The 21,600-nt window shown below is 71.2% G+C and carries 21 protein-coding genes and 1 tRNA gene; 8 read left to right on the top strand and 14 right to left on the bottom strand.

Annotation, left to right across the window (positions count from 1 at the left end; translation table 11 throughout):
• Positions 1-43: 43 nt before the first annotated feature.
• Together NS184_RS07510 and rbsD are read left to right on the top strand one after the other, a co-directional pair.
• Positions 44-114, top strand: a tRNA-Gly gene (locus NS184_RS07510).
• A 64-nt stretch (positions 115-178) separates the two neighbouring features.
• Entirely contained in the window at positions 179-562 is a 384-nt protein-coding gene (gene rbsD / locus NS184_RS07515; protein WP_058725498.1) for a D-ribose pyranase, read from the top strand.
• A gap of 58 nt (positions 563-620) precedes the next feature.
• On the opposite strand, the gene NS184_RS07520 is transcribed toward rbsD, so the two are convergent.
• The 7 genes from NS184_RS07520 to NS184_RS07550 form a co-directional block, all read right to left on the bottom strand.
• Positions 621-920, bottom strand: a complete 300-nt coding sequence (locus NS184_RS07520; protein WP_058725499.1) for a DUF1905 domain-containing protein — start codon at positions 918-920, stop codon at positions 621-623.
• Between the two features lie 211 nt (positions 921-1,131).
• Positions 1,132-2,091 (bottom strand): endo-beta-N-acetylglucosaminidase H, encoded by a 960-nt coding sequence (locus NS184_RS07525; protein WP_058725500.1) that lies wholly within the window; start codon positions 2,089-2,091, stop codon positions 1,132-1,134.
• 85 nt (positions 2,092-2,176) lie between these two features.
• Positions 2,177-5,245 (bottom strand): alpha-mannosidase, encoded by a 3,069-nt coding sequence (locus NS184_RS07530; RefSeq protein ID WP_058725501.1) that lies wholly within the window; start codon positions 5,243-5,245, stop codon positions 2,177-2,179.
• Positions 5,246-5,351: 106 nt separating this feature from the next.
• A complete protein-coding gene (locus NS184_RS07535) occupies positions 5,352-6,737 on the bottom strand; it encodes a glycoside hydrolase 5 family protein (RefSeq protein WP_058725502.1) in 1,386 nt (461 codons plus the stop codon).
• A complete protein-coding gene (locus NS184_RS07540) occupies positions 6,737-7,747 on the bottom strand; it encodes a carbohydrate ABC transporter permease (protein WP_206556266.1) in 1,011 nt (336 codons plus the stop codon). The genes NS184_RS07535 and NS184_RS07540 overlap by 1 nt, the downstream gene beginning before the upstream one ends.
• Positions 7,744-8,616, bottom strand: a complete 873-nt coding sequence (locus NS184_RS07545) for a carbohydrate ABC transporter permease (protein ID WP_058725503.1) — start codon at positions 8,614-8,616, stop codon at positions 7,744-7,746. Before NS184_RS07545 ends, NS184_RS07540 begins: the two co-directional genes overlap by 4 nt.
• On the bottom strand, positions 8,616-9,905 hold the full coding sequence (locus NS184_RS07550) for an ABC transporter substrate-binding protein (protein ID WP_058725504.1): 1,290 nt from the start codon (positions 9,903-9,905) through the stop codon (positions 8,616-8,618). Before NS184_RS07550 ends, NS184_RS07545 begins: the two co-directional genes overlap by 1 nt.
• Positions 9,906-10,020: 115 nt before the next feature.
• Between NS184_RS07550 and NS184_RS07555 the strand changes: the two genes are divergently transcribed.
• Together NS184_RS07555 and NS184_RS18280 are read left to right on the top strand one after the other, a co-directional pair.
• Positions 10,021-11,058, top strand: coding sequence for a LacI family DNA-binding transcriptional regulator (locus NS184_RS07555; protein WP_058725505.1), 1,038 nt, complete (start codon positions 10,021-10,023; stop codon positions 11,056-11,058).
• Positions 11,059-11,195: 137 nt separating this feature from the next.
• Entirely contained in the window at positions 11,196-11,348 is a 153-nt protein-coding gene (locus NS184_RS18280) for a hypothetical protein (RefSeq protein ID WP_193750422.1), read from the top strand.
• 135 nt (positions 11,349-11,483) lie between these two features.
• Here NS184_RS18280 and NS184_RS07560 read toward each other — a convergent pair whose 3' ends face one another.
• From NS184_RS07560 to NS184_RS07570, 3 genes are read right to left on the bottom strand one after another with little or no spacing between them, the layout of a single operon-like run.
• Positions 11,484-12,329 (bottom strand): EamA family transporter, encoded by an 846-nt coding sequence (locus tag NS184_RS07560; RefSeq protein ID WP_058725506.1) that lies wholly within the window; start codon positions 12,327-12,329, stop codon positions 11,484-11,486.
• Between the two features lie 11 nt (positions 12,330-12,340).
• Entirely contained in the window at positions 12,341-13,003 is a 663-nt protein-coding gene (locus NS184_RS07565; protein WP_058725507.1) for a response regulator transcription factor, read from the bottom strand.
• An 18-nt stretch (positions 13,004-13,021) separates the two neighbouring features.
• The gene (locus tag NS184_RS07570; RefSeq protein ID WP_058725508.1) at positions 13,022-14,539 is read right to left on the bottom strand and encodes a sensor histidine kinase; all 1,518 of its coding nucleotides are present in this window, start codon (positions 14,537-14,539) and stop codon (positions 13,022-13,024) included.
• Between the two features lie 95 nt (positions 14,540-14,634).
• Between NS184_RS07570 and NS184_RS07575 the strand changes: the two genes are divergently transcribed.
• The gene (locus NS184_RS07575; protein WP_152998110.1) at positions 14,635-15,210 is read left to right on the top strand and encodes a hypothetical protein; all 576 of its coding nucleotides are present in this window, start codon (positions 14,635-14,637) and stop codon (positions 15,208-15,210) included.
• A gap of 48 nt (positions 15,211-15,258) precedes the next feature.
• On the opposite strand, the gene NS184_RS07580 is transcribed toward NS184_RS07575, so the two are convergent.
• Entirely contained in the window at positions 15,259-16,662 is a 1,404-nt protein-coding gene (locus NS184_RS07580) for a serine hydrolase domain-containing protein (RefSeq protein WP_058725520.1), read from the bottom strand.
• 33 nt (positions 16,663-16,695) lie between these two features.
• On the opposite strand from NS184_RS07580, the gene NS184_RS07585 reads away from it, so the two are divergent.
• Both NS184_RS07585 and NS184_RS07590 read left to right on the top strand, forming a co-directional pair.
• Positions 16,696-17,430: an FMN-binding negative transcriptional regulator gene (locus NS184_RS07585; RefSeq protein ID WP_058725510.1), complete on the top strand. Its 735-nt coding sequence runs from the start codon at positions 16,696-16,698 to the stop codon at positions 17,428-17,430.
• An 8-nt stretch (positions 17,431-17,438) separates the two neighbouring features.
• The gene (locus NS184_RS07590) at positions 17,439-18,911 is read left to right on the top strand and encodes an amidohydrolase (protein WP_058725521.1); all 1,473 of its coding nucleotides are present in this window, start codon (positions 17,439-17,441) and stop codon (positions 18,909-18,911) included.
• An 11-nt stretch (positions 18,912-18,922) separates the two neighbouring features.
• Here NS184_RS07590 and NS184_RS07595 read toward each other — a convergent pair whose 3' ends face one another.
• From NS184_RS07595 to NS184_RS07605, 3 genes are read right to left on the bottom strand one after another with little or no spacing between them, the layout of a single operon-like run.
• Positions 18,923-19,852 (bottom strand): Fpg/Nei family DNA glycosylase, encoded by a 930-nt coding sequence (locus NS184_RS07595; RefSeq protein WP_058725511.1) that lies wholly within the window; start codon positions 19,850-19,852, stop codon positions 18,923-18,925.
• Between the two features lie 18 nt (positions 19,853-19,870).
• Positions 19,871-20,359, bottom strand: coding sequence for a ribose-5-phosphate isomerase (locus tag NS184_RS07600; protein WP_058725512.1), 489 nt, complete (start codon positions 20,357-20,359; stop codon positions 19,871-19,873).
• Positions 20,360-20,381: 22 nt separating this feature from the next.
• Positions 20,382-21,026, bottom strand: a complete 645-nt coding sequence (locus NS184_RS07605; protein ID WP_083513534.1) for an XRE family transcriptional regulator — start codon at positions 21,024-21,026, stop codon at positions 20,382-20,384.
• Here NS184_RS07605 and NS184_RS07610 point away from each other — a divergent pair.
• Positions 21,025-21,552 carry a GNAT family N-acetyltransferase gene (locus NS184_RS07610; RefSeq protein ID WP_058725513.1) on the top strand — a complete coding sequence of 176 codons (528 nt, stop codon included), beginning with the start codon at positions 21,025-21,027 and terminating at the stop codon, positions 21,550-21,552. The genes NS184_RS07605 and NS184_RS07610 overlap by 2 nt on opposite strands.
• The last annotated feature ends 48 nt before the right edge of the window (positions 21,553-21,600 follow it).

Genomic DNA, 21,600 nt, shown 5'->3' on the forward strand with positions numbered 1-21,600 from the left:
TTCGTCCGCTACGATGATGGGGCTGCGACTCGTGCGCGGCCGCGGGGATGTAGCTCAATGGTAGAGCCCCAGTCTTCCAAACTGGCTACGCGGGTTCGATTCCCGTCATCCCCTCTCTCCCGGCACTGCGCCGTTTCCCGGACTGCGCCGACACGGACGATCCAACGACGGAGCGCACATGAAGAAGTCGGGCATCCTCAACGCGGACCTCAACGCAGCGATCTCCCGTCTCGGACACGGTGACCTCGTGGTCGTCGCCGACTGCGGGTTGCCCGCACCGAGTGGCGTGCCGGTCGTCGACCTCGCGCTCGTCCACGGGGTGCCGAGCTTCCGGGACGTGGTGGACGCCCTGCTCGCCGAGGTCGTGTTCCAGGACGCGTTCGCCGCTGCCGAGCGTGACGGGTCGAGCGCCGGTGACTGGATCGACGGGCGGTTCCCGGACGTGCGCACCGTGCCGCACGACGAGCTCAAGGCCATGACGGCCCGGGCGCGGCTCTTCGTCCGCACCGGTGAGGCGACACCGTACGCCAACGTGGTGCTCGCCTGCGGCGTCCCGTTCTGACCCGCCTCCGAGGCAGAGGCGCGACCGCCGAGGCCCGAGGCGTCCGTTCGGCCCGAGGTCAGGACGCGGAGCCTCCGCCGAGCGTGAGCGTGACGTGCGGGACATCCCCGAGCTCGACGCCCGCACGACGTCGTTCGACGGCCCGGAGCGGCACGAGGTAGCCGCCGTCCTTCGGGAACAGGGAGGTCGTCCAGGACACCCTGCCGATCGTCACCTGGGCGGGGATGACGCCCCAGCCGTAGGTCAGCATCGGTGCGAGCTCGTGGATCGTCTCGGCGGCGTCGGGCGGCACGACGGCGTAGAAGAACGGCGCAGGACCGCGCCACTCGATGACCTCGCCGTCGAACTCGATCTCCACGCGGCGATCGTACGACGCCGGGCGAGCCGATCGCCGGATCCGGAGACGGCCGTTCCGCTGCGCGGATCCCGGGGATCGTGGACCCGATCGTCCACGGACGGGAACAGGAGTCATCGTCCGACGCGAGGGACGGGACGGACGCGCCCCGCGCCTCCAGGCCGGTGCCGGAGCCGCGGGGCGCACGAGGCGAGCCGCCGGAGCGACGCGCGCGTCAGTGGTACGACGCGGCCTGCCCGTAGAGCACCTGCGTCAACGACGACACGTACGGCGAGACGTCACCGTCCGGCAGGTTGTACGTCATGAAGACGCCGTACCCGTCGGCCTTGGTGCGCGTCGCGAGCGAGACGGCCGTCGACTGCGACGTGTTCTGGATGTCGACCGCGGCCGCGGACAGGCGGTCCTTGCCGAGGCCCGGGATCGACGGCGCCGAGTAGCTGCCGTAGTACGGGTTCCAGGCGTAGTCGAGCTGGGAGCCGATCGTCGAGCTCGACGACGCCAGCGCGGAGGACGCCGGGCCGATGTCGTAGAACGAGATGAGCTTGCCCGGCATGTCGGCGCGGAGGGCACTGATGAGCCACCCGATCGACTGCTGGTTCGGCTGCGGGGTGCCGTTCGCCCCGTAGTCCGAGTACTCGTCGTCGAGGTCCACCCCGTCGAGCCCGTACTTCGCCACGGTCGCCGAGACCTGGGCGGCGAAGTCCGAGGCAGCGGCCTGCGTCGGGAAGTTGGCGATGCCGGCGCCCTGGTGGTTGCCGAGGATCGACAGCGAGACCTTGATGCCCTTGGCCTGCAGCGGCCGGATCTGGGTCGCGGCGTCGTCGAGCGTGCGCTGGACGTTCTCGTTGTTGTACAGGACGGCCTTCGTCCCGTCCCAGTTGATGTTCGCGGCGAAGATGATCGCCACGTCGAACGCGTTCGCGCCGTTCGCCAGGGTGTACCGGCCGACGTTCGCCAGCTGGTCGTTGTTCACCTCGACGTAGGCGATGCTCGTCGGCCCGCTCTTCGTGGGCGCGGCGTGCGGCTGTGCCCCGTGCCCGACGCCGTGGTGGGCGCCGACGCCGTGCGACAGACCGGTGGGTGAGGGCGCTGCCGAGGCCGCGGACGGCACGAGCGGTGCCGCCACCATCGCGGCGATCGCCGCGATGATCCCGAACTTCGTGGACTTCTTCATGACACTCCTCTTCGAGTGATGAACCGGTCGGCGGGTGCCGACCGGAGACCGCCGCCGGGGCACCCGAAGCCCCGGCGGCGGGGTCTCAGGCGGTCGTGCGTGCGAAGCGGAACGTCCGGACCTCGTAGGCGTCGACCGGGAACGCCGCGACGCCGTCGGTGACGGCGGCCACGCCCGGCAGAGCAGGGTCGGCTTCCTCGAGCAGGGTGACCTCGACCGGATCGCCGAAGACGACCCCGTCGAAAGGCCCACCGACGACCCCGCCGGCAGCGCCGCCGACCGCGATGCCCCCGGTCCCCCGTCGCCCGGACGGCTCGTACACGCGCACGACCAGGTCGCCCGAGCGGTCGTCGGCGAGCTTCACGCTCGACAGGACGACGTCACCGGAGACCTGCACGAGCGGCTCGAACCCGTGTGCCCCCGTGATCACCCTCGCAGAGGCGTTCATCACGACGCCGGCCTCCGTCGCCCCGAGCTGGTCGGTGCCGATGACGATGCCGTAGCGGTGCGTCTGCTCGCCCTGGTCGGTCTCGGGGTCGGGGAACCGCGGTGCCCGGAGCAGCGAGAGCCGCACGGTGGTGGTGACGTGCCCGTCGACCGCGTCGCGCGTGGTGTCGAACCCGTGGATCGAGTCGTTCACGAGCGCCACCCCGAAGCCCGGCTCCTCGACGAGGACGTAGCGGTGCATCGAGGTCTCGAACTTCGCGGCCTCCCACGAGGTGTTCGTGTGCGTCACCCGCTTCTGCGCGCCGAACTGCGTCTCGGCGACGGTGTGCTCGGCGCGGACGTCGAGCGGGAACGCGACCTTGAGGAACTTCTCGGTCTCGTGCCAGTCCGTCACCTGCGCGAACTCGAGCGTGCGGGACCCGGGCGCGAGCGTGATCTCCTGCGTCACGGTGGAGTCCCCGAACGACCGCGACACGACGACCCGCGCTGTGCCGTCGGCGTCGGTCGAAGCATCGATCGAGTCGACCGCTACGAGGTCCTCGACCCGGTTCCGGTAGTACCGGTCGACGTCCCACGCATCCCACATGTTCGGGAAGTCCTGGTGCAGCTGCAGCAGGTTCGCGGCCTGCCCCGGTGCGATCGCCTCGCGTCCGGTCGTCAGGTCGACGGCACTCGTCACGAGCCCGCGGCCGTCGACGACCACGCGGACGAGGTCGTTCGTCAGCACGTACCCGCCGTCCTGCTCGGTCAACGACACCGGGGTCGGCGCCGGCACGCCGGTCGCCGGGAGCGCGCCCTGTGCGGGTGCGCCGGCCTGGAGGAACGGGGCCGGGTTGACGACGATCGTCTCGTCGCCGACGCCCGTCAGTGCCGACAGAGCGGCGGTGATGACCGCTTCGAGGCGTGCCGCCGTCTCGGCGTACTTCGCCACCGCTTCGCGGTGCACCCACGCGATGGAGGTGCCGGGCAGGATGTCGTGGAACTGCTGCAGGAGGACCTGCTGCCAGAGGGCGTCGAGCTCGTCGTACGGGTACGCGAAGTCGGTGCGGGCAGCCGCGGTCGCCGCCCACAGCTCCGCCTCGATCAGCAGTTGCTCGCTCCGGCGGTTGCCCTGCTTCGTCTGGTGCTGGCTCGTGAGCGTCGCCCGGTGCAGCTCGAGGTAGAGCTCCCCCACCCACACCGGCGGGTTCGGCAGCTCGGACTTCGCCCGGTCGAAGAACGCGTCGGGATGCTCCCAGCGGACCTTCGCGCTGCCCTCGAGGTCGGCGAGCCGGGCGGCCGTGCCGGTCATCTCACGGGTCGTGCCACCGCCGCCGTCGCCCCACCCGACGGGTGCGATCGATCCCGTCGCCAGCCGGTTCTCACGGAACTGCCGGGAGGCCTTCGCCACCTCTTCGCCCGAGAGCCGGGAGTTGTAGGTGTCCATCGACGGGAAGTGCGAGAACACCCGCGAGCCGTCGATGCCCTCCCAGAGGAAGGTGTGGTGCGGGAACTTGTTGACCTGGTTCCACGAGATCTTCTGCGTGAAGAACCACTCGAAGCCCGCGCGACGCATGAGCTGCGGCAGCGCCGGCGAGTACCCGAAGCTGTCCGGCAGCCAGACGCCCTTCGGTCGGATGCCGAACTCCCGCTCGAAGAACCGCTGCCCCTGCGAGAACTGCCGCACGATGCTCTCACCCGTGGGCATCACCGTGTCGGACTCCACCCACATGCCGCCGAGGGGCAGGAAGCGCCCGGCCTCGACCGCGGCCTGCACGCGCGCGTAGACCTCGGGTCGGTGCTCCTTGATCCAGGCGTACTGCTGCGCGCTCGACATGCCGTAGAGGAAGTCGTCGGTCTGGTCGATGAGCTCGGTCATCGTGGAGGTGGTGCGGGCGACCTTGCGGATCGTCTCGCGGACCGGCCAGAGCCAGGCGGAGTCGATGTGCGCGTGCCCGATCGCCGAGATGGTGTGCGCCGAGGCGTCGGCCGGAGCGGCGAGGACGTCGGCGAGCGCCGCCCGGGCATCCCCGGCGGTCGCCGCGATGCGCTGCAGGTCGAGCCGGTCGAGCGCGTCGTCGAGGGCCTGCAGGATCCGCATCCGCCGGGGCCCCTCGGGCAGCTGCGCCTGGAGTTCGAGGAGCACCTCGAGGTCGAGCGCGAGCTCGTGCACGTCGGACTCGAACACGGCGAGGTCCATCCGGCGCGAGGTGTAGAGGCGCTTCGGGGACGAGGTCTCGATGTCGCCCTCGTGCGTGACGAGGAAGGGGTGGTAGTCGAGCAGGACGGGGTTCGACGCGGCCTCGACGAAGAGCTCGACGCTCTCGCCGCCCGTGGCCCGCTCGGCGATGAGCACCCACTGGTTCCGCGGGTTGATCGACTTCACCGGCGTGCCGTCGGCGAGGTACACGAGCCCTTCGCACTGGAAGCCCGGCATGTTCTTGTCGAACCCGAGGTCGATCACGGCCTCGACGCGGCGTCCCGCCCAGTCCGCCGGCACCGTTCCGGTCAGCCGGAACCACGTCGTGCCCCACGCGGCGCCCCACGTCGTGCCGACTTCGTAGGGCTCGAAGTCGAGCGTGAGCCCGGATGCCGGCGGGATCGGCTCACCGGGGAGTTCGTGCCAGGCGGTGTCGAGCGGCGTCGCCGTGGCGTGCACCGCGGGCAGGATCCGCTCGTCGAGGACCCGTCGGGCGCGTCCGGTGGTGAGGGGGATGTCGTCGTGCATGGGGTCCTTCCGGGAGGGAGGGCCGGCGTCGCTGCCGGCAGCAGGGCGGATGTGTGGAGCTGGTGGTGGGCAGAGCGGCTGGTGGTCAGTGCCCGGGGCCCTCGGCTCAGGGCATGGTCGCGGGGTGCGCGACCGAGAGTGCGGTGCCGTCGAGGTCCGTCGGTACCTCCACGATGCTCGTGATCCCCCGTGCGGTGCGGAGCGCCTCGTCGGCGAGTCGGGAACGCAGGACCACCTGCGGCCCGCGGCCGTCGTGCGACGACTCGGCGAGCGCGAGCCACGCGGCGGCGAACCGGCCACCGGGCGCGCAGTCGGCCCTGGTGCCGTACCGGGGCGACCCGTCGCCCAGCACGTCGTCGAGGACGAGCGCGGTCGACGGTGGCTCCACCGCCGAGGTGATCCCGCTGCGGGCGAGGGCGGCGAACGCCTCCCCCGCCGGCTTCAGCGCGCCGTCGTTGGTGAACAGGCCGAGGTCGTACTCGAGCTCGGGGAAGTCGGCGAGGGACCGGGAGACGTCGTGCGAGCACCACCACGTGACGCCGAGGACGTCCTGCGCGCCCGCGACGTGCCGCACGGTCTGTTCGGTGAACGCCGCCGCGTCCGACGGCGGGACGACGTTCGTCGGGGCCCCGACCTCCTGGAGCCAGTTCGGGCGTCCGGGTTCCCGGTTCCAGGCCGCCGCGAGCTGGAGCAGGTACTCCCCGTGCCGGACCGAGCCGGCGCCGAGCGGCCCGTGCAGCGCCGCCGTGCCGTTGAACACCCACGAGTGCGTGACGGTGGCGTCACCGTGGTCCGCGGCGTGCTCCGGCCCGAAGGGCTGCGCGTCGTCGTACCAGGCCGCGTCGTACTGGGCGACGGTGACCAGCGGCCCCGAGCGCGACCCGGCGGCGGGACGGCGCGACCCGGCGGCGGACGGGACCGAGTCGGCGGACCCGTGCCGCGCCTCCAGGCCGACGGCGCGGGATCCCAGTCCCCGCCTGGCGGCCGCGACCATCGCCCCCGCCCACGCGTGCCCCTGCTCCGCCGTGGTGTCGTGGGGGGCCGGGTGCGGCGCGTGTGCGAACTGGTTGACCTCGTTGCCGATCGAGATGCCGAGCAGGTTCGGCTTGTCCGCGACGGCACCGGCGAGCGCCTCGACGTAGGCGGCGGTCGACGCGACGACGTCCGGGTCGGTGAACATGTTCCGGCGGTGCCAGCTGTCGAGCCAGGACGGCACGAAGTCGAAGCTCGACAGGTGCCCCTGCAACGCGTCGACGTTGACGTCGAGGCCGAACGACCCCGCGATGTCCACGACGGTCGCCACGTCGCGCAGCGCCGACGCCCGGATGAGCGTGCGGTTCGGCTGCACGACGGGCCAGATCGGGAAGATCCGCACGTGGTCCGCGCCGAGGGATGCGATCGCCTCGAGGTCGCGCGCCGTGTCCGACGCCGAGAAGTCGAGCCAGGAGTGGAACCACCCCACGGCCGGGGTGTAGTTGACGCCGAAGCGCATCAGCCCTTCACCCCGCCCTCTTCGACGCCCTTGAAGAAGAAGCGCTGGAGCACCGCGAAGATCACCGCGATCGGGATGAACGCGATCATCGTGCCGGCGGCGATCATGCGCTGGTCGGTGGCGAACGTGCCCTGGAGGTACTGCAGACCGACCGTGAGCGTGAGGTTCTGCGGCGACTGGAGCACGATGAGCGGCCAGAGGAAGTCGTCCCACGCGCCGATGAACGAGAAGATCGCGATCACGGCGATGGTGCCCTGCACGGCCGGCAACGAGATGTACCGGAGGCGCTGCATCGCGTTCGCGCCGTCCATCACCGCGGCCTGGTCGATCTCCTCGGGGATCTGCCGGAACGCGTTGAACATGAGCAGGACGTTGAGTGCGGCGATCATGCCGGGCAGGGCGACACCGACGAGGTTGTCGGCGAGGCCGAGGTCCTTCACGGTGACGAACTGGCTGATGATCGTCGCCTCGCCGGGCAGCACGAGGGTGGCGAGGAAGAGCCCGAGCACGGCCTTCCGGAAGCGCCACTGCAGGCGGGCGAGGGCGAACCCGGCGAGCGTCGCGAAGACGATGTTGCCGAACACGTCGATCGCGGCGACGAGCAGCGAGTTGCCGATGTACTTCCAGACCGGGATCGCGGCCGCCACCTTGAGGTAGTTCTCGATCGTCGGCTCGGTCGGGATGAACGACGGGTTCGCCGTGTAGATGTCCTCGCCGGCGCCCTTGAGCGAGGTCGAGAGCTGCCAGAGGAACGGGCCGATCGTGATGAAGAGCACCACGACCAGCAGGACGTAGCGGACGACCTTCTCGCGGGTGGACATGACGCCCCAGACGACGCGACGCCGCTTGCGTCCGTCACCGTCGCGCCCGTCGCGCCCGCTTCGTCCGTCTCGTCCGTTCGGCCTGGAGGCGCGGTGCGCGTCCGTCGCGCCGGTCACGTCCGGTGCGGGGGCCGCCGCGCCGGCGGCGCCCCCGATGACCGGCTCGGTCGTGTTCGTCGTGTTCGTCACTTGTCGGCCTTGCTGTTCATGCGGGCGAGGGCGAGCATCGGGATGAGCGTCACGACGAAGAGCAGGAGGCTCAGGGCGGACGCGTAGCCGAGGTTGCCGGTGAAGCCGCGGGCGTACTGCTGGATGAGCATGACGAGCGAGTTGTCCTGCCCGCCGGGGCCACCCGTGCCGTTGGTGAGGATGTACAGCTCGCTGAACACCCGGAGCGCCGAGACGCACACGAGGATGCCGACGAGGGTCATCGTCCCGCGGACGCCGGGCATCGTGACCGACCAGAACCGCCGCACGGCACCGGCGCCGTCGAGCGCCGCTGCCTCGTGGAGGTCCTTGCCGACGTTCCCGAGGGCCGCGAGGAAGATGATCATGTAGTAGCCGAGGCCCTTCCAGACCGTCAGGCTGATCGCGCTGATCAGCAGCAGCCACCGGTCAGTGAGGAACGGGATGCCCGCGCCCCCGAGCGCCTTGACGATCTCGTTGATGACCCCGCGGTCGTCGAGGATCCACGTCCAGATGAGGCCGACGACGACCGCGGAGGCGATCACGGGCGTGTAGTACGCCGTGCGGAAGAACGCGATGCCGGGGAGCTTCTGTTGCACGAGCACCGCGATGAGGAGCGGCAGCACGGTGAGCAGCGGCAGGCAGACCGCCATGTAGATGACGCTGTTGAGGAGCGCCTCCCACACCTGCGGATCGGCGAGCAGGGTCCTGAAGTTCGCGAGACCGACCCACTGGCTCACGCCCCCGAGCGGACTGGCGTTCGTGAACGACAGCCGGACGGTGTTGATCGACGGCCAGAGGCTGAAGGCGAGCAGCCAGACGAGTGCCGGCAGGACGAGCAGCCAGGGCGTGAACCAGCGGTTGGCGCGCATCAGCTGTTCGCCAGCAGGGTGTTCATCTTGGTCTGCGCCGTCTGGAGTGCCTTCTCCGGCGAGACCTGGCCCTTCATGGCGAGGGCGATCTGCTGGTCGAGGAAGTCGGTCATCGCGGAGTTCGCCTGGACCGGGTTGAGCACCTTGGCCTCCTTGAGGGCTTCGTTCGCGAGCACGCGGGCCTTGCCGTTCACGGTCCCGTCGTCCTTCGAGAAGTACGGGTCGGACTGCGACGACGTGGTCGACGGGAAGATGTTCACCAGGTGGGCGAAGGCCTCCTGGTTCTTCGCGTTCGTCATGTACTGCGCGAACGCCTCGGCGGTGGCGAGGTGCTTCGACTTGCTCGACACCGACAGGCCCTGCACGTACAGCGGCGGGGTGTCGAGCGCCGGGCTGACCGTGACGTTGCCCTTGAGCGACGGGTTGTTCTTGATCATGTCGGACAGGGCCGTGGCGCCGCCGGTGGTCCAGGCGACCTTCTGCTGCGTGAACAGCGTCGAGTTGCCGAGGTAGTCGCTGTTCAGCACGTTCGAGGGCATGTAGCCGTCCTGGTACGCCGTCTTGTAGCGGTCGATGAGGTCGGCGGCCTTCGACGAGTCGGCGAAGGTGAACTTCGTGCCGTCGCTGTTGAGGACCTTGACGCCGGCGAGCGTGAAGTCGCCGAGGCCGGGCTTGCGGCTCATCAGGTAGTCGTCGGGGCACTTCTCGTGCATCGTCTTCGCCTGCGTGAAGAGGTCGTCGGTGGTCTTCGGCGGGTTGTCCGCGTCGAGTCCGCACTTGTCGAACATCGACGTGTTCCAGTAGTCGACGTCGGTGTTGAGGTACCAGGGGTATCCGTACGTGCCGTCCATCCCCTTGTACTTGTACGAATCGAGCGCGCCGGCGACGTAGGTGCTCGCGAGCTTGCTGTCGTCCTTCGACACGTCCTGCAGGAACCCGCGCTTGGCGAGGGGCAGGGCGATGTCCGGCGGCAGGTTGATGACGTCCGGCAGCGTGTTCGAGGACGCCTGGCTGAGCACCTTGTCCGCGTAGCCGTCGCCGGGCTGGTCCTGCAGCTTGACCTTCGCGTCCGGGTGCTCCTGCTCGAACCCCTTGATGACCCCGTCCAGGTAGTCCGTGTAGGTCGGCGTCAGCGCCCAGGTCTGGAGCGTGATGGTGCCGTCGATCTTCCCGCTGCTGCCGGTGGCCGCGCCGCCGCCGCTCGAGCAGCCGGTCAGGGCGAGTGCTGCCGCTGCAGCCGTGGCGAGCAGGGCGACGGCGCCGCCCCGCTTCCGTGTCGTGGTCCTCATGGGATGTGACTCCTTCGTCATCGTGCTGGCGTCGTGCTGCTCAAACGGTTCAGTTCCTGTCGCTGAACCAGCGCGTGGCAGCGACGATGCACGACTAAAACGCTATAGTCAAGCCGTGGCCTCGAAACGCCGGACGACGATCGCCGACATCGCAGCGCGCGCCGGCGTCTCCATCAGCGCGGTCTCCTTCGCGCTCAACGACCGGCCGGGCGTCTCCCCCGAGACCCGGCTCCGGGTGCAGGAGATCGCCCGCGAACTCGACTGGCAGCCGCACACGGCGGCGCGGGCGCTCGGGGGCGCGAGGGCGGGGTCGATCGGCTTCGTGCTGAACCGTCCCGCTCGCACCCTCGGCACCGAGTCGTTCTTCGGCGACCTCATCTCCGGCATCCAGCTCGGACTCGCGGGCAGCCACGTCGGCATGAACCTCCTCGTCGCCCGTGACGCGGACGAGGAACTCGCGACCTACCGGGACTGGTGGCGCGGACACCGGGTGGACGGGGTGATCCTCATCGACCCGCGCCGCGACGACCCCCGTCTGGCGCTCCTGACCGAGCTCGGCATGCCCACCGTGGTCGTCGGTTCGCATCCCTCGCCGGCCGGGACCGCACCCACCGTCTGGATCGACGACTCGGACGCGACCGACACCGTCCTGCGGTACCTGCTCGCGCTCGGTCACCGACGGATCGCCCACGTCGCCGGACGTCCGGAGTACGAGCACACAGCGATGCGCATCGAACGGGTCCGGTCCTTCGCGGCGGCGGGAGACCTCGACGACGCGGTGTCCGTGCCGACCGACTACTCCGCCGAGGCCGGCGCCCGGGCCACCCGGGAGCTCCTGTCCCGCCGGGAGCGCCCGACCGCGATCGTCTACGACAACGACGTCCTCGCCGTCGCCGGGCTCGGGGTGGCGAGCGAGATGGGCGTCCGAGTCCCTGGCGACGTGTCGATCGTGTCGTTCGACGACTCCGCGATGGTCCGGCTCGTCCGCCCGGCGATCACCTCGCTCACCCGCGACACGGTCGAGCTCGGGCAGCGAGCCGCCACGTTGCTCCGGGCCCAGATCGACGCTCCGGAACCCCTGCCGTCCCTGCCGGGACCGGCCCTGACGCTCAGCGTGCGCGAGTCCACGGGAACCGTCCGAGACCCACGATGACGCCTACCGGAGTCCGCACAACGCACTGCATTGACATGTGCGGACATCCCGAGGATCGTTTACGCCACACCGGTACTGCAAGTAACTCGATGATCGAGACTTTCGATCATGCGAACAACGTACTGGAAGGAGGCACCATGAAGAAGAGTGAGGTGCCGTCCTGGGTCGCGCACGTGCTCACCCCGCCCGAGGTCATCTCGGCGTACGTCGAACGGCGGGTCAACGACCCGTCGCTGCTGTCGGGTGAGTCGTCCGAGCCCACGTACGCGGACTTCCTCCGCGACGAGTAGACGGGTCGTGTCCGAACTGGAGGCCCCGCTCGCGTTCCGTCCGTGCGGAACGTGGTGTGGGCCTCCGGTCCGAGTCCGGGCCCCGTGTCCGGCTGTGTCCTGCACCGTCACGGTGTCCGGCTGTGTCCTGCACCGTCACGCGCGCCTGCGGCGCGCGGAGAGCGTGACGCCCACGCTCGCGGCGGTCACGCACGCGAGCGCCGCGACCTCCTGTGCCGACAGCCCCTCGGCGAGGACGACCAGACCGGCCAGGGCCGCGATCGCCGGGCCGGTGCTCTGCAACACCCCGAACACCCTCGTCGGCATCCGCCGGAGCGCGAGCATCTCGAGGGCGTAGGGCAGCACGCTCGACAGCACCGCAACGGCGCCGAACACGAGCAACAGCGACGGATCCGCCGAAACTCCGCGCACGGCCTCCCGCACACCGAAGGGCAGCGCGACGAGCATCGCGACGAGCATCGACACCGCGAGACCGTCGACGCCCGGGATCGCCTGTCCGACGTGCCGGTTCATCACGATGTAGCCCGCCCAGCAGCCCGCCGCGAGGACCGCGAACACGATGCCGGACACCGATGTCACGGCGGACGGCCCGACACCGAGCAGCACGACCCCGACGAGCGCCAGCGCCGCCCAGAGTGCGTCCCGCCAGCGTCGGGTGTGCACGAGCGAGAGGGTGAGCGGCCCGAGGAACTCGATCGTGACGGCGACCCCGATCGGGATGCTCGCGAAGGCGATGTAGATGAACACGTTCATCCCGCCGAGCGCCACGCCGAGCGCCACTGCTCCGGTCCACTGCGCCCGTGTCCAGTGGCGCACCCGGGGTCGCACGACGAGCGCGAGGACGACGGCACCGATCACCAGCCGGAGGGTGGCGGCTCCGACCGATCCGACCTCGTCGAAGCGGGTCTTCGCGATCGCCGCCCCGAGCTGGACCGAGACGATCGCCGCGAGGGCGAGGAGCGGGGCGGGGACGCGCGTCACGGAGGTCGCGCTCAGCCGAGGTAGGCGAGCACGGCGAGGACACGGCGGTGGTCCTCCCCCGTGTCCTCGAGGGCGAGCTTGCCGAAGATGCTCGACACGTGCTTCTCGACGGCGCCGGTGCCGATGACGAGCGCGCGGGCGATGGCGGCGTTCGTTCGGCCCTCGGCCATGAGCCCGAGCACGTCCCGTTCCCGCGGGGTGAGCGCTGCGAGCGGGTCACGACGTCGACCCATGAGCTGCGTCACGACCTCTGGATCGAGGACGGTCCCGCCCGCCGCGATGCGTCGGACCGCGTCGTCGATCTCCTCGAGCCGGGTCACCCGGTCCTTGAGGAGGTAGCCGATCCCGGTCGCACCCGCGGCGAGGACGTCCTCGGCGTAGGTGGCTTCGACGTACTGGGACAGCAGGAGGACACCGGTGCGCGGGCTCACCCGTCGGGTCTCGACCGCTGCCCGGACCCCCTCGTCCGTGTACGTCGGCGGCATCCGGACGTCCATCACCACCACGTCGGGGGCGTCGTGCGGCAGGGTCGCGAGGAAGGACTGCGCGTCGGCGTGCTGTCCGACGACGTCGATGCCGGCCTCGTCGAGCACGCGGGCCAGGCCCTCGCGGAGGAGCACGGCGTCGTCGACGACGACGGCCCGGATGCGTGCTGCACCCGGGCCGTCGCTCATGCCGACGATCCTACCGACCTACCGGTGCTGGACCGGCACCCCGTTCAGCGCACCGAGCGGGATGCGGGCGGTCGCCTCGGTCGGACCGCCCTCCGGGCTGGACACGGTGAGCTCGCCGTCGAGGGCGCGCATCCGGCCCATCAGCCCCTCGATGCCGTGGCCCTCCGCCGGACGGGCACCGCCGCGGCCGTCGTCGGTGACGCTGACCGTGAGGTACCAGACCCCGGACGCGTCGACCACGAGACCGAGGTACACCGCGGCCGTGGAGGCTCCGGCGTGCTTCGTCGTGTTCGTGAGCAGCTCGCTCACGGTGAAGTACACGTTGCGCTGGATCTCGGTCGCGAGCTCGAGCCCGTCGGGCAGGCGGACCTCGAGCGCGACGGGGATCGGCGTCCGGGCGACGAGGGCCTCGAGGGCGGCGACGAGCCCGCGGTCGAGGAGGATCGGTGGCGCGAACCCTCGGGACAGGGCACGCAGCTCGTCGAGGGCGTCCTGCGCGTGCGTGGAGGCCTCGCCGATGAGCTGTCGGGCCTTCGCGGGGTCCTTGTCGATCGCGCGCTCGGCGGCGGAGAGGTCCATCCGGAGCCGGACGAGGCGCTGCTGCGGGCCGTCGTGGAGGTCGCGCTCGATCTGGCGGAGTGCCTGCCCCTCGGCGGTCACGGCGCCGGCACGCGACGCCTGGAGCCCCGCGACGCGTCGCTCGAGGACCTCGGCACGGAATCCGCCGAGGAGACCGGAGTCGATCCACCAGTGCGCGAGCACGGAGCCACGCGACCACAGCGGGAACAGCGCGACCGAGGCAGCCATGGAGAGCAGGCCGAGGAACCCGAGCGTGACGACCGAACCACCACCGAAGCCGAAGCCCAAGTCGTACCCGTTGGAGACGCGGCCCAGGACAGCCACACCGGCGACGACGATCGGCCAGGTGAAGCCCGCGATGAGGAGAGCACCGACGCCAACGGTGACGAGCGCGGCGATCGGGTACACGACGGCCGCGTGCAGCAGGTACAGCCAGTAGTGCGGGTTGGCGACCGCGGAGCCGGTGCGGGTCCACCAGTTCTGCTGCCAGCGGGGCGTCCAGTCGACCGGGCGGATGGGACGCCGGTCCGCCCAGCCGATCCGGAGCTTCTCGAACTGCCCGAGCCACCGCGCGATGAACAGCGCGACGAAGAACATGAGCAGGACGAACGGGTTGAAGAGGTCTCGGAAGCCGCCGCCGAACACCGCCGCGGGGAACGCCGCGTACAGCGTGCAGAGCAGCACCGCGGTGAGGGCCATGTAGCCGAAGTCGCGCGGTAGGCGACGCCAGGCCTCGCGGTAGAAGGCGCCGGCGGTCATCCCGGAGCCGGTGCCCCCGATGCCTGCGCTCCCCGCTCCCGGACCACCGGTCACGGGCGGCTGCTGGGACGGCGGCGGAGTGCCCTGCCAGCCGGGTGGCGGGGTCGGCTGCTCGGGCATGGGTCGTGTGGCTCCTGTCGGCAGCGAGTCGTCGAGCGGGACGGTCTCGGCCTGGTCGAGGCGGGCGGTGTCGGTCATGACACCAAGCCTCGCGTCGAGGCCGTCATCGTCCCATCCTGCCGTCTCCCGGAGTCGGGGTGGGGTTATCCCCCGCCCGGGCGTACGCTGCGGTCATGCACAGGAGCACGGGGGAACGCTGGATCGCACTCGCTGCCGTGGTCGCGGCCCTCGCTCCGGCGGTCCGGGGTGCGCTGGAGGCGACGATCGTCTTCGTCCCGCAGACCTGGCTCGTCGCCGGCTCGGTCCTCGGAGCCCTCGGTGCCGTGGTGGTCCTCGTGGCGGCCTGGCGGACCCGTGCTCGGGCGACGGTGACCTTCGCGCTCGCCACGCTCCTGTACGCCCTGTCGTGGCCGGTGCCCGGGACCGTCGGGTCGTTCGCGGCGCTCATCGCGATCGTGCTGCTGCTGGCGTTCGGCGTCCAGGTGGTCCGCGGTTCGTCGGGCTTCCGACGGGTCCTCGGTTGGGTCGTCGCGATCGGCGGGGGGCTCCTGGTCCTGTCGCACTTCGCGCTGAGCTGGTTCGCTCCGCTCGCAGCGGTGTCGCAGGCGGCGCTGAACCTCATCGTGCTGGCACCCGGTGTCGTGCAGGCCGTCGCGTACGCGGCCGCGGCGGTGCTCTTCCTGCCGCCACTGCTGCGTCCGGTACGGGACGGCGCCCGTGCACTCTGGTCGGCCGCCGAGGTCCGCTGACCGCTGCCCCGCCGGTCGCTCGCGCGAGCTCGCCCGAGCGCCACGCCCCTAGGCGAGGGCAGCGGCGGTCTCCGGGGACTCCTCGGGGAGCGACCACGCCGACTCGGTCATGCCGCCGCCGCCCCGGATCGAGCGGACGGAGCCGTCGGGCGCTCGGTCGTAGGTCACGTCCTCGTCGATCGAGCCGAAACGCGGACCGGCCGTCATCCGCAGGGTGTCGGCATCGACGACTTCGAGTCGGGTGACGCCCTCGAGCGGTGCGGGCGCCGTCGGGTCGATCGCGAGCAGACGCTCCCCGACCCGGGCGATGTCCGTGATGCCCCACGGGTTCGCGAACCGACCGGTGTACGGCTGCGGGTCGACGCCCCTCGGGATGGGCGTCCCCGGTGCCGAGGCGTCCGCCGCCGCGTCGAGCAGGGCGATCACCGCGTTCGCGATGAGGGTCGCCGGGCCGGCCGCGGCGCTCGTGAGGACCGAGACGACGAGCCCGGACTCCGGGTCGAACCACGATTGCGTGATGTGTCCGGGGAACCCACCCGAGTGCCCGCGGACGGCCCGACCACCCTGGACGTCGGTGATGAAGCCGGCACCGTACCCCCGGGTGCCCTCGGTGTCGGTCGGGCTCCACGCCACGCGCTGGGCGAGGCGCTTGGAGTGGTCCGTGAGCAGGTCCCCCTGGCCGAGGACGTGCGCGGAGAAGTACCGGACGAGATCGGACGCGGTGCCGTGGAACCCCGTCGCAGCTGCCATCGCCCGGGTGTCGACGTGCGCGAGGCGGTGTCGGCTGCGGCTGTCGTGCAGGCCCGAGTAGCCGACGACGAACTCGTCGGCGCGGGTCGGGTCCCAGTCCGGTCCGGTGCCGGTCAACCCGAGCGGCTCGATGATCGAGCTCCGGACGAACTCGCCGTACGACTGCCCGCTCGCTGCCTGGACGACGAGCCCGAGCAGCGCGTAGCCGAGGTTCGAGTAGCCGAACGACGACCCAGCCGGCGACTTCTGCCCGCGGTCGAGCACCAGGGCGAGCAGCTCGTCCTCGTCCGGGAACGGGCGGAGCTGCGACCAGTGGTCGCCGTCGTGCCCGTCCCGGATGACGCCGGCACCCATCTCCATGAGCTCCCGGATCGTCGCGTCGGCGATCGGCGATCCGCCCTCCACCAGCGCGGGGACGTACTGCCCGACCGGGTCGTCGAGCCGGATCCCCCCGCGCTCGGCGAGCTGCAGGAGTGCGGTGGCGGTGAACGTCTTCGAGTGCGACGCGATCCGGAAGATGCTCGTCGTGGTCAGCGGTCGACGGGCCTCGACGTCCGCCCAGCCCCACGCCTCCGAGAACAGTTCCTCGCCGCGGAACCCGATCGCGACCTGCACGCCGGGCACCCGGAGTTGCCACACCTTGTACGACACCCACTCGCGGATGTACGGCAGGACGGTCTCGTACGCGGCGCGGTTCGTCATGTGCTCCACCCTGGCATGTGCCACGCTCGACCCATGCGGCACACACCCCACTTCCTGATGACGGACGTCGCCGAGGTCCGACGGTTGATCGCCGCGAACCCGTGGGCGACGATCGTGTCGCACACGGCCGCCGGGCTCGTCGCCTCGCACTACCCGGTACTGCTCGACACGACGGCGAGCGCCGACACCGACACCGACACCGACACCGACACCGACACCGACACCGACGAGATCGTCCTCGTCTCCCATGTCGGCCGCCCCGACGAGGTCGCGCACGAGCTCGGGCAGCACGAAGTCCTCGTCGTGTTCCAGGGGCCGCACGGCTACGTCTCCCCCGCCTGGTACCCGCCCGAGCAGTTCGTCCCCACGTGGAACCACGTCACCGCACACTGCTGGGGCACGCCGGAGATCCTGTCCGACGAGGAGAACTTCCGCGTCCTCGGCGAACTCGTCGACCACTTCGAGCGGGTGATGCCGGAGCCGGTGTCCCTCGAGGTCGACGAGCAGACCGCCCGCGGGATGGCGAAGGGCACCGTGGGCATCCGCATCCGGGTCACCCGGTTCGACGCCCGCGCGAAGTTGTCGCAGAACAAGGCACCCGAGGTCGTCGAGCGGATCGTCGCGGGCCTCCGCGGCGACGGCCCCTACGCGTCACCGGCGCTCGCCGACGAGATGGCCAGGGCGCACGCTGTCCGAGCGGACGACCGGGAGGCGCGGGGCCCACGCCGCCGGTCCCGGGCCGACGCGCCAGCGGCGGACCGGCCGTGACGGTGGGGATGAGCGAGGTCCTGCTCCGGACCGTCCGGCGCGTGGGGACGTCCGGCGCCCCTGCCGACGTGCGGCTCGTCGACGGGCGGATCGCCGCGATCGCGCCGGCCGGCACGCTCGACGCGTCCCGCCCCGACACCCAGCTGGTCGAGGCCGCCGGAGCGTGGCTCGGCCCCGGCCTCGTCGACCACCACGTGCACTTCGACCAGTGGGCGCTCGTCCGTCGACGGATCGACGTCTCGGGCTGCGACTCCGCCGAGGCGACCGCGGCCCTCCTGGCGGACGCGGCCCGGACCGGCGTGGCCGACAGTGTGCTCGTCGGGCACGGGTACCGCGACGGGATGTGGCCACGCCCCGCACGACGTGCGCTGCTCGACCAGGCAGCACCGGGCCTCCCGGTCGTCGTCATCGCCGCGGACCTGCACGCCGTCTGGTGCAACGCCCTCGCCCTCACGCACTTCGCCGCGCTCGTCGGCCGGCCGCTCGCAGCGGGTGAGGACGGCGTCATGCGCGAGCAGGACGCGTTCGACGTGACCGGCGCGTTGTCGCGTGTGCAGGACGACGTGCTCGACGGCTACGTCGCGGACGCCGTCGAGGCGGCCGCGGCCCGCGGCGTGACGCGCGTGCGCGACCTCGAGATGGTGTTCGGGATCGACCGGTGGACGCGGCGCGTGCGGGCCGGCACCGACGGCCTGCGCGTCGACTCGGGCGTGTACCCGGTCGAGCTCGAAGCAGCGATCGCGCGGGGGCTGCGGACCGGCGACGTCGTCGAGGGCACCCGAGGACTCGTCCGGATGGGCCCGTTCAAGGTCATCACCGACGGGTCGCTCGGGACCCGGACGGCGGCGATGGCGGACGGGTCGGGCGTGCTCGCGTACGCCTTCGAGGACCTCGTCGCGATGGTCCGCCGCGCTGTCGACGCCGGGCTGGTGCCCGCGGTGCACGCGATCGGCGACCGGGCGAACACCCTCGCGCTCGACGTGTTCGAGGCCGTGGGTGCCCGCGGCACGATCGAGCACGCGCAGCTCCTCGGGCCGGACGATGTCGAGCGGTTCGCTCGGCTCGGGGTGGCGGCGTCCGTGCAGCCCGAGCACGCCATGGACGACCGGGACATCGCGGACCGGTACTGGGCGGGCGTCACCGACCGGGCGTTCGCGTTCGCGTCGCTCGACCGCTCCGGTGCCACCCTCCTGCTCGGGTCCGACGCACCCGTGGCGCCGCTCGATCCGTGGGTGTCGATGGCCGCCGCGGTGGGCCGGGACCGCGACGGCCGCGAGCCCTGGCATCCGGCCGAACGACTCGCGGCGGTGACCGCGTGGCGCGGGTCGACCGAGGGCGGTCGCGTGGGCCTCGGCGTCGGGGACGTCGCCGATCTCGTGCTGCTGGCGGAGGACCCGCTCGCCGCGTCCTCGACCGGGCTACGCGGCATGTCCGTGCTGGCGACCGCGATCGACGGGCGGTTCACCTACCGCGACGTGTGAGCGGGACCGCGCTACTTCTGGTCCTTCGGGCACCAGTAGAGCTTGCGTCCGGCCATGTCGGCCATCCGGATCTCGGTGCCGCACACCCGGCAGGGCTCCCCCGCGCGGTGGTACACCCAGTGGCGGTCCTTGCGCGACCGGACGGCCTTCGCGTGGTCGGTCTTCGAGAGCCCGTCCATCGTGAGCATGAGACCGTCGCGGACACCGTCGTGCAGCAGCTTCGACCAGTCCTGCCAGAGCGCCTTCGCCTGCTTGACGGTGATCTTCTTGCCGGGCTTGTACGGGTCGATGCGCTGCCGGAACAGCAGCTCGGCGCGGTAGATGTTGCCGATGCCCGCGACCACGGACTGGTCCATGAGCAGCTGCCCGATCGCGACGTTCCGCTTCCGGACGTTCTCGACGAAGGTCTTCTCGGCCTCGGGTCCGTCGTCGTTGATCGGGTCCGGTCCGAGCTTGTCGAGCGCGCGCTGGACCCCGGCGGGGTCCTCGACGACGCACGCGGTCGGGCCGCGGAGGTCGGCGACGGTGTCCTCGGTGAGGATCCGGACGCGCACCTGGCCGACCGGGTCCGGCGGGAAGGACTCGATCGGGTCCTCCGCTTTCTCCTGCTCGGCCATGCGGTACCGGGCGAGCCGTGGAGCGCCGATCGACGACAACGACTCCTCGCCGTCGCCGTCCTCGGACAGGGCCTCGGCCGAGGAGATCACCCCGGCGAAGTCCCACGCGCCGTAGAGGCCGAGGTGGACGCGGAGGAACAGGTCGTCCTCGAACTCCAGGAAGAGCTGCTTCGCGACGGCACGCGCGGCGACCATCCGCTTGCCGTCGAGCTGCTCCGCCCCGGCGGCGAAGCGTCCCTGCGGGCTGGACACCTCGCAGCGCTTGCCGACGAAGTGCCGGGCGAACTGGTTGGCGATGCGGTGGACGGAGTGACCCTCGGGCATGGAGCCTGTCTACCCGGCCTACTCGTCGATCTGCTTACCGGCGATGTGCCCCGTCGTCTCGTACTCCGCCAGCTGCGCGATGCGACGGGCGTGGCGCTCCTCGCCCGAGAAGGGCTCCGCGACGAAGAGGTCGACGAAGCGCATGGCCTCGTCCTCGGTGTGCTGGCGGGCGCCGATCGAGATGACGTTCGCGTCGTTGTGCTGGCGGGCCAGGAGTGCGGTGGACTCGTTCCACACGAGTGCGGCCCGGATGCCCTCCACCTTGTTCGCGGCGATCTGCTCACCGTTGCCCGAGCCACCGAACACGACACCGAGGGCCTCGACCCCGGCACGCTGGTCCTGCACGACGGCGTGTGCGGCGTTGATGCAGAACGAGGGGTAGTCGTCGAGCGCGTCGTACTCGGTCGGACCGTGGTCGACCACCTCGTGCCCGGCCTCGGTGAGGTGCTGGGCGAGGGTCTTGTTGAACTCGAGGCCGGCGTGGTCCGTTCCGAGGTGGATGCGCATGGCCTCGATCCTATTCCTGCGCCTACCGGCCCCTGACCACGACGACGACGTACCGCACGGGGTCGTCACCCGCGTTCCGGTACACGACGTCGGCCGGCTCGCCGAGCTCGATCCGGTCACCGGCACCGAGACGCGTCACCGTGTCGCCGACGACGAGTTCGAGCGTGCCGTCGATGACCCAGATGCAGTGCCGCAGGAAGGCGTACGCGGACGCCGGGTAGGCCACTTCGCGGCCGGCCGGGAGGCGCACCTCGGTCACGTCCGCGGGGAAGTCCGCACTCGAGACGGGACGGCGTCGGTACCCGGTGTCGGGATCGGTCCAGGAGTCCGCGGTCACCCCGCGCTGGACGCCGCGTGCTTCGTCAGGGTCGGTCGCCCTGGGCACCTCGTGGTCGAGTGCCTCGTCGAGGAGCTGCGAGATCGTGAGTCCGAACGCCCCGGACAGCCGCCCGAGGATCGTCGCCGTCGGGCTGGACACCCCGCGCTCGACGCGGTTGATCATGGCGCGGGAGACGCCGGACTCCTCGGCGAGCTCGGTCAGGCTCCACTTCCGCTCGGTCCGGAGTCGGCGGAGTCGGTCGCCGAGCCGTCGCTGTTCGGCGTCGTCGGTGGACCCCGCGTCCGCCGGTTCGGCATCCAGCCCGGCATCGTCTACGATCTGAGACATGCCGACAGCATATGCGACGAACTCGGACCCGTCGGTCACCGTCCGGGACTGCGAGCCGCACGATCTCGACGTCGTCCACGCCCTCCACGTCGACGCCGTGCTGCACTCGACCGCGATCTGGCAGGACGAGCCGCACCCGCGCCCGTGGTTCGACGTCTGGCTCGCCGACCGGCGGGCCGACGGCTTCCCGGTCCTCGTGGCCGACGTGGACGGCGTCGTCGCCGGGTACGCGACCTACAGCGGATTCCGGCCGCACGCCGGCTACCGCCACACGGTCGAGCACAGCGTCTACGTCGTGGAGCGGTTCCGCGGCCGTGGTGTCGCGACCGTGCTCATGGACGCCCTCGTCGCCCGGGCACGAACCGACGGCCACCACGTGCTGATGGCGGGGATCTGCTCGTCGAACACCGGGTCGATCGCGCTGCACGAGCGGCTCGGGTTCGAGACGGTCGGTGTCCTGCCCGAGGTCGGGCGCAAGTTCGACCGCTGGCTCGACCTGACGCTCATGCGGCTGCCGCTCGACTGAGCCGCCCCCGGGCTGCACCGACGAGGCGGGGGCGACCCGCGCCTCCCG

It is taken from the genome of Curtobacterium luteum (genome assembly GCF_001475545.1).
In the GTDB taxonomy this organism is placed as follows: domain Bacteria; phylum Actinomycetota; class Actinomycetes; order Actinomycetales; family Microbacteriaceae; genus Curtobacterium; species Curtobacterium luteum_A.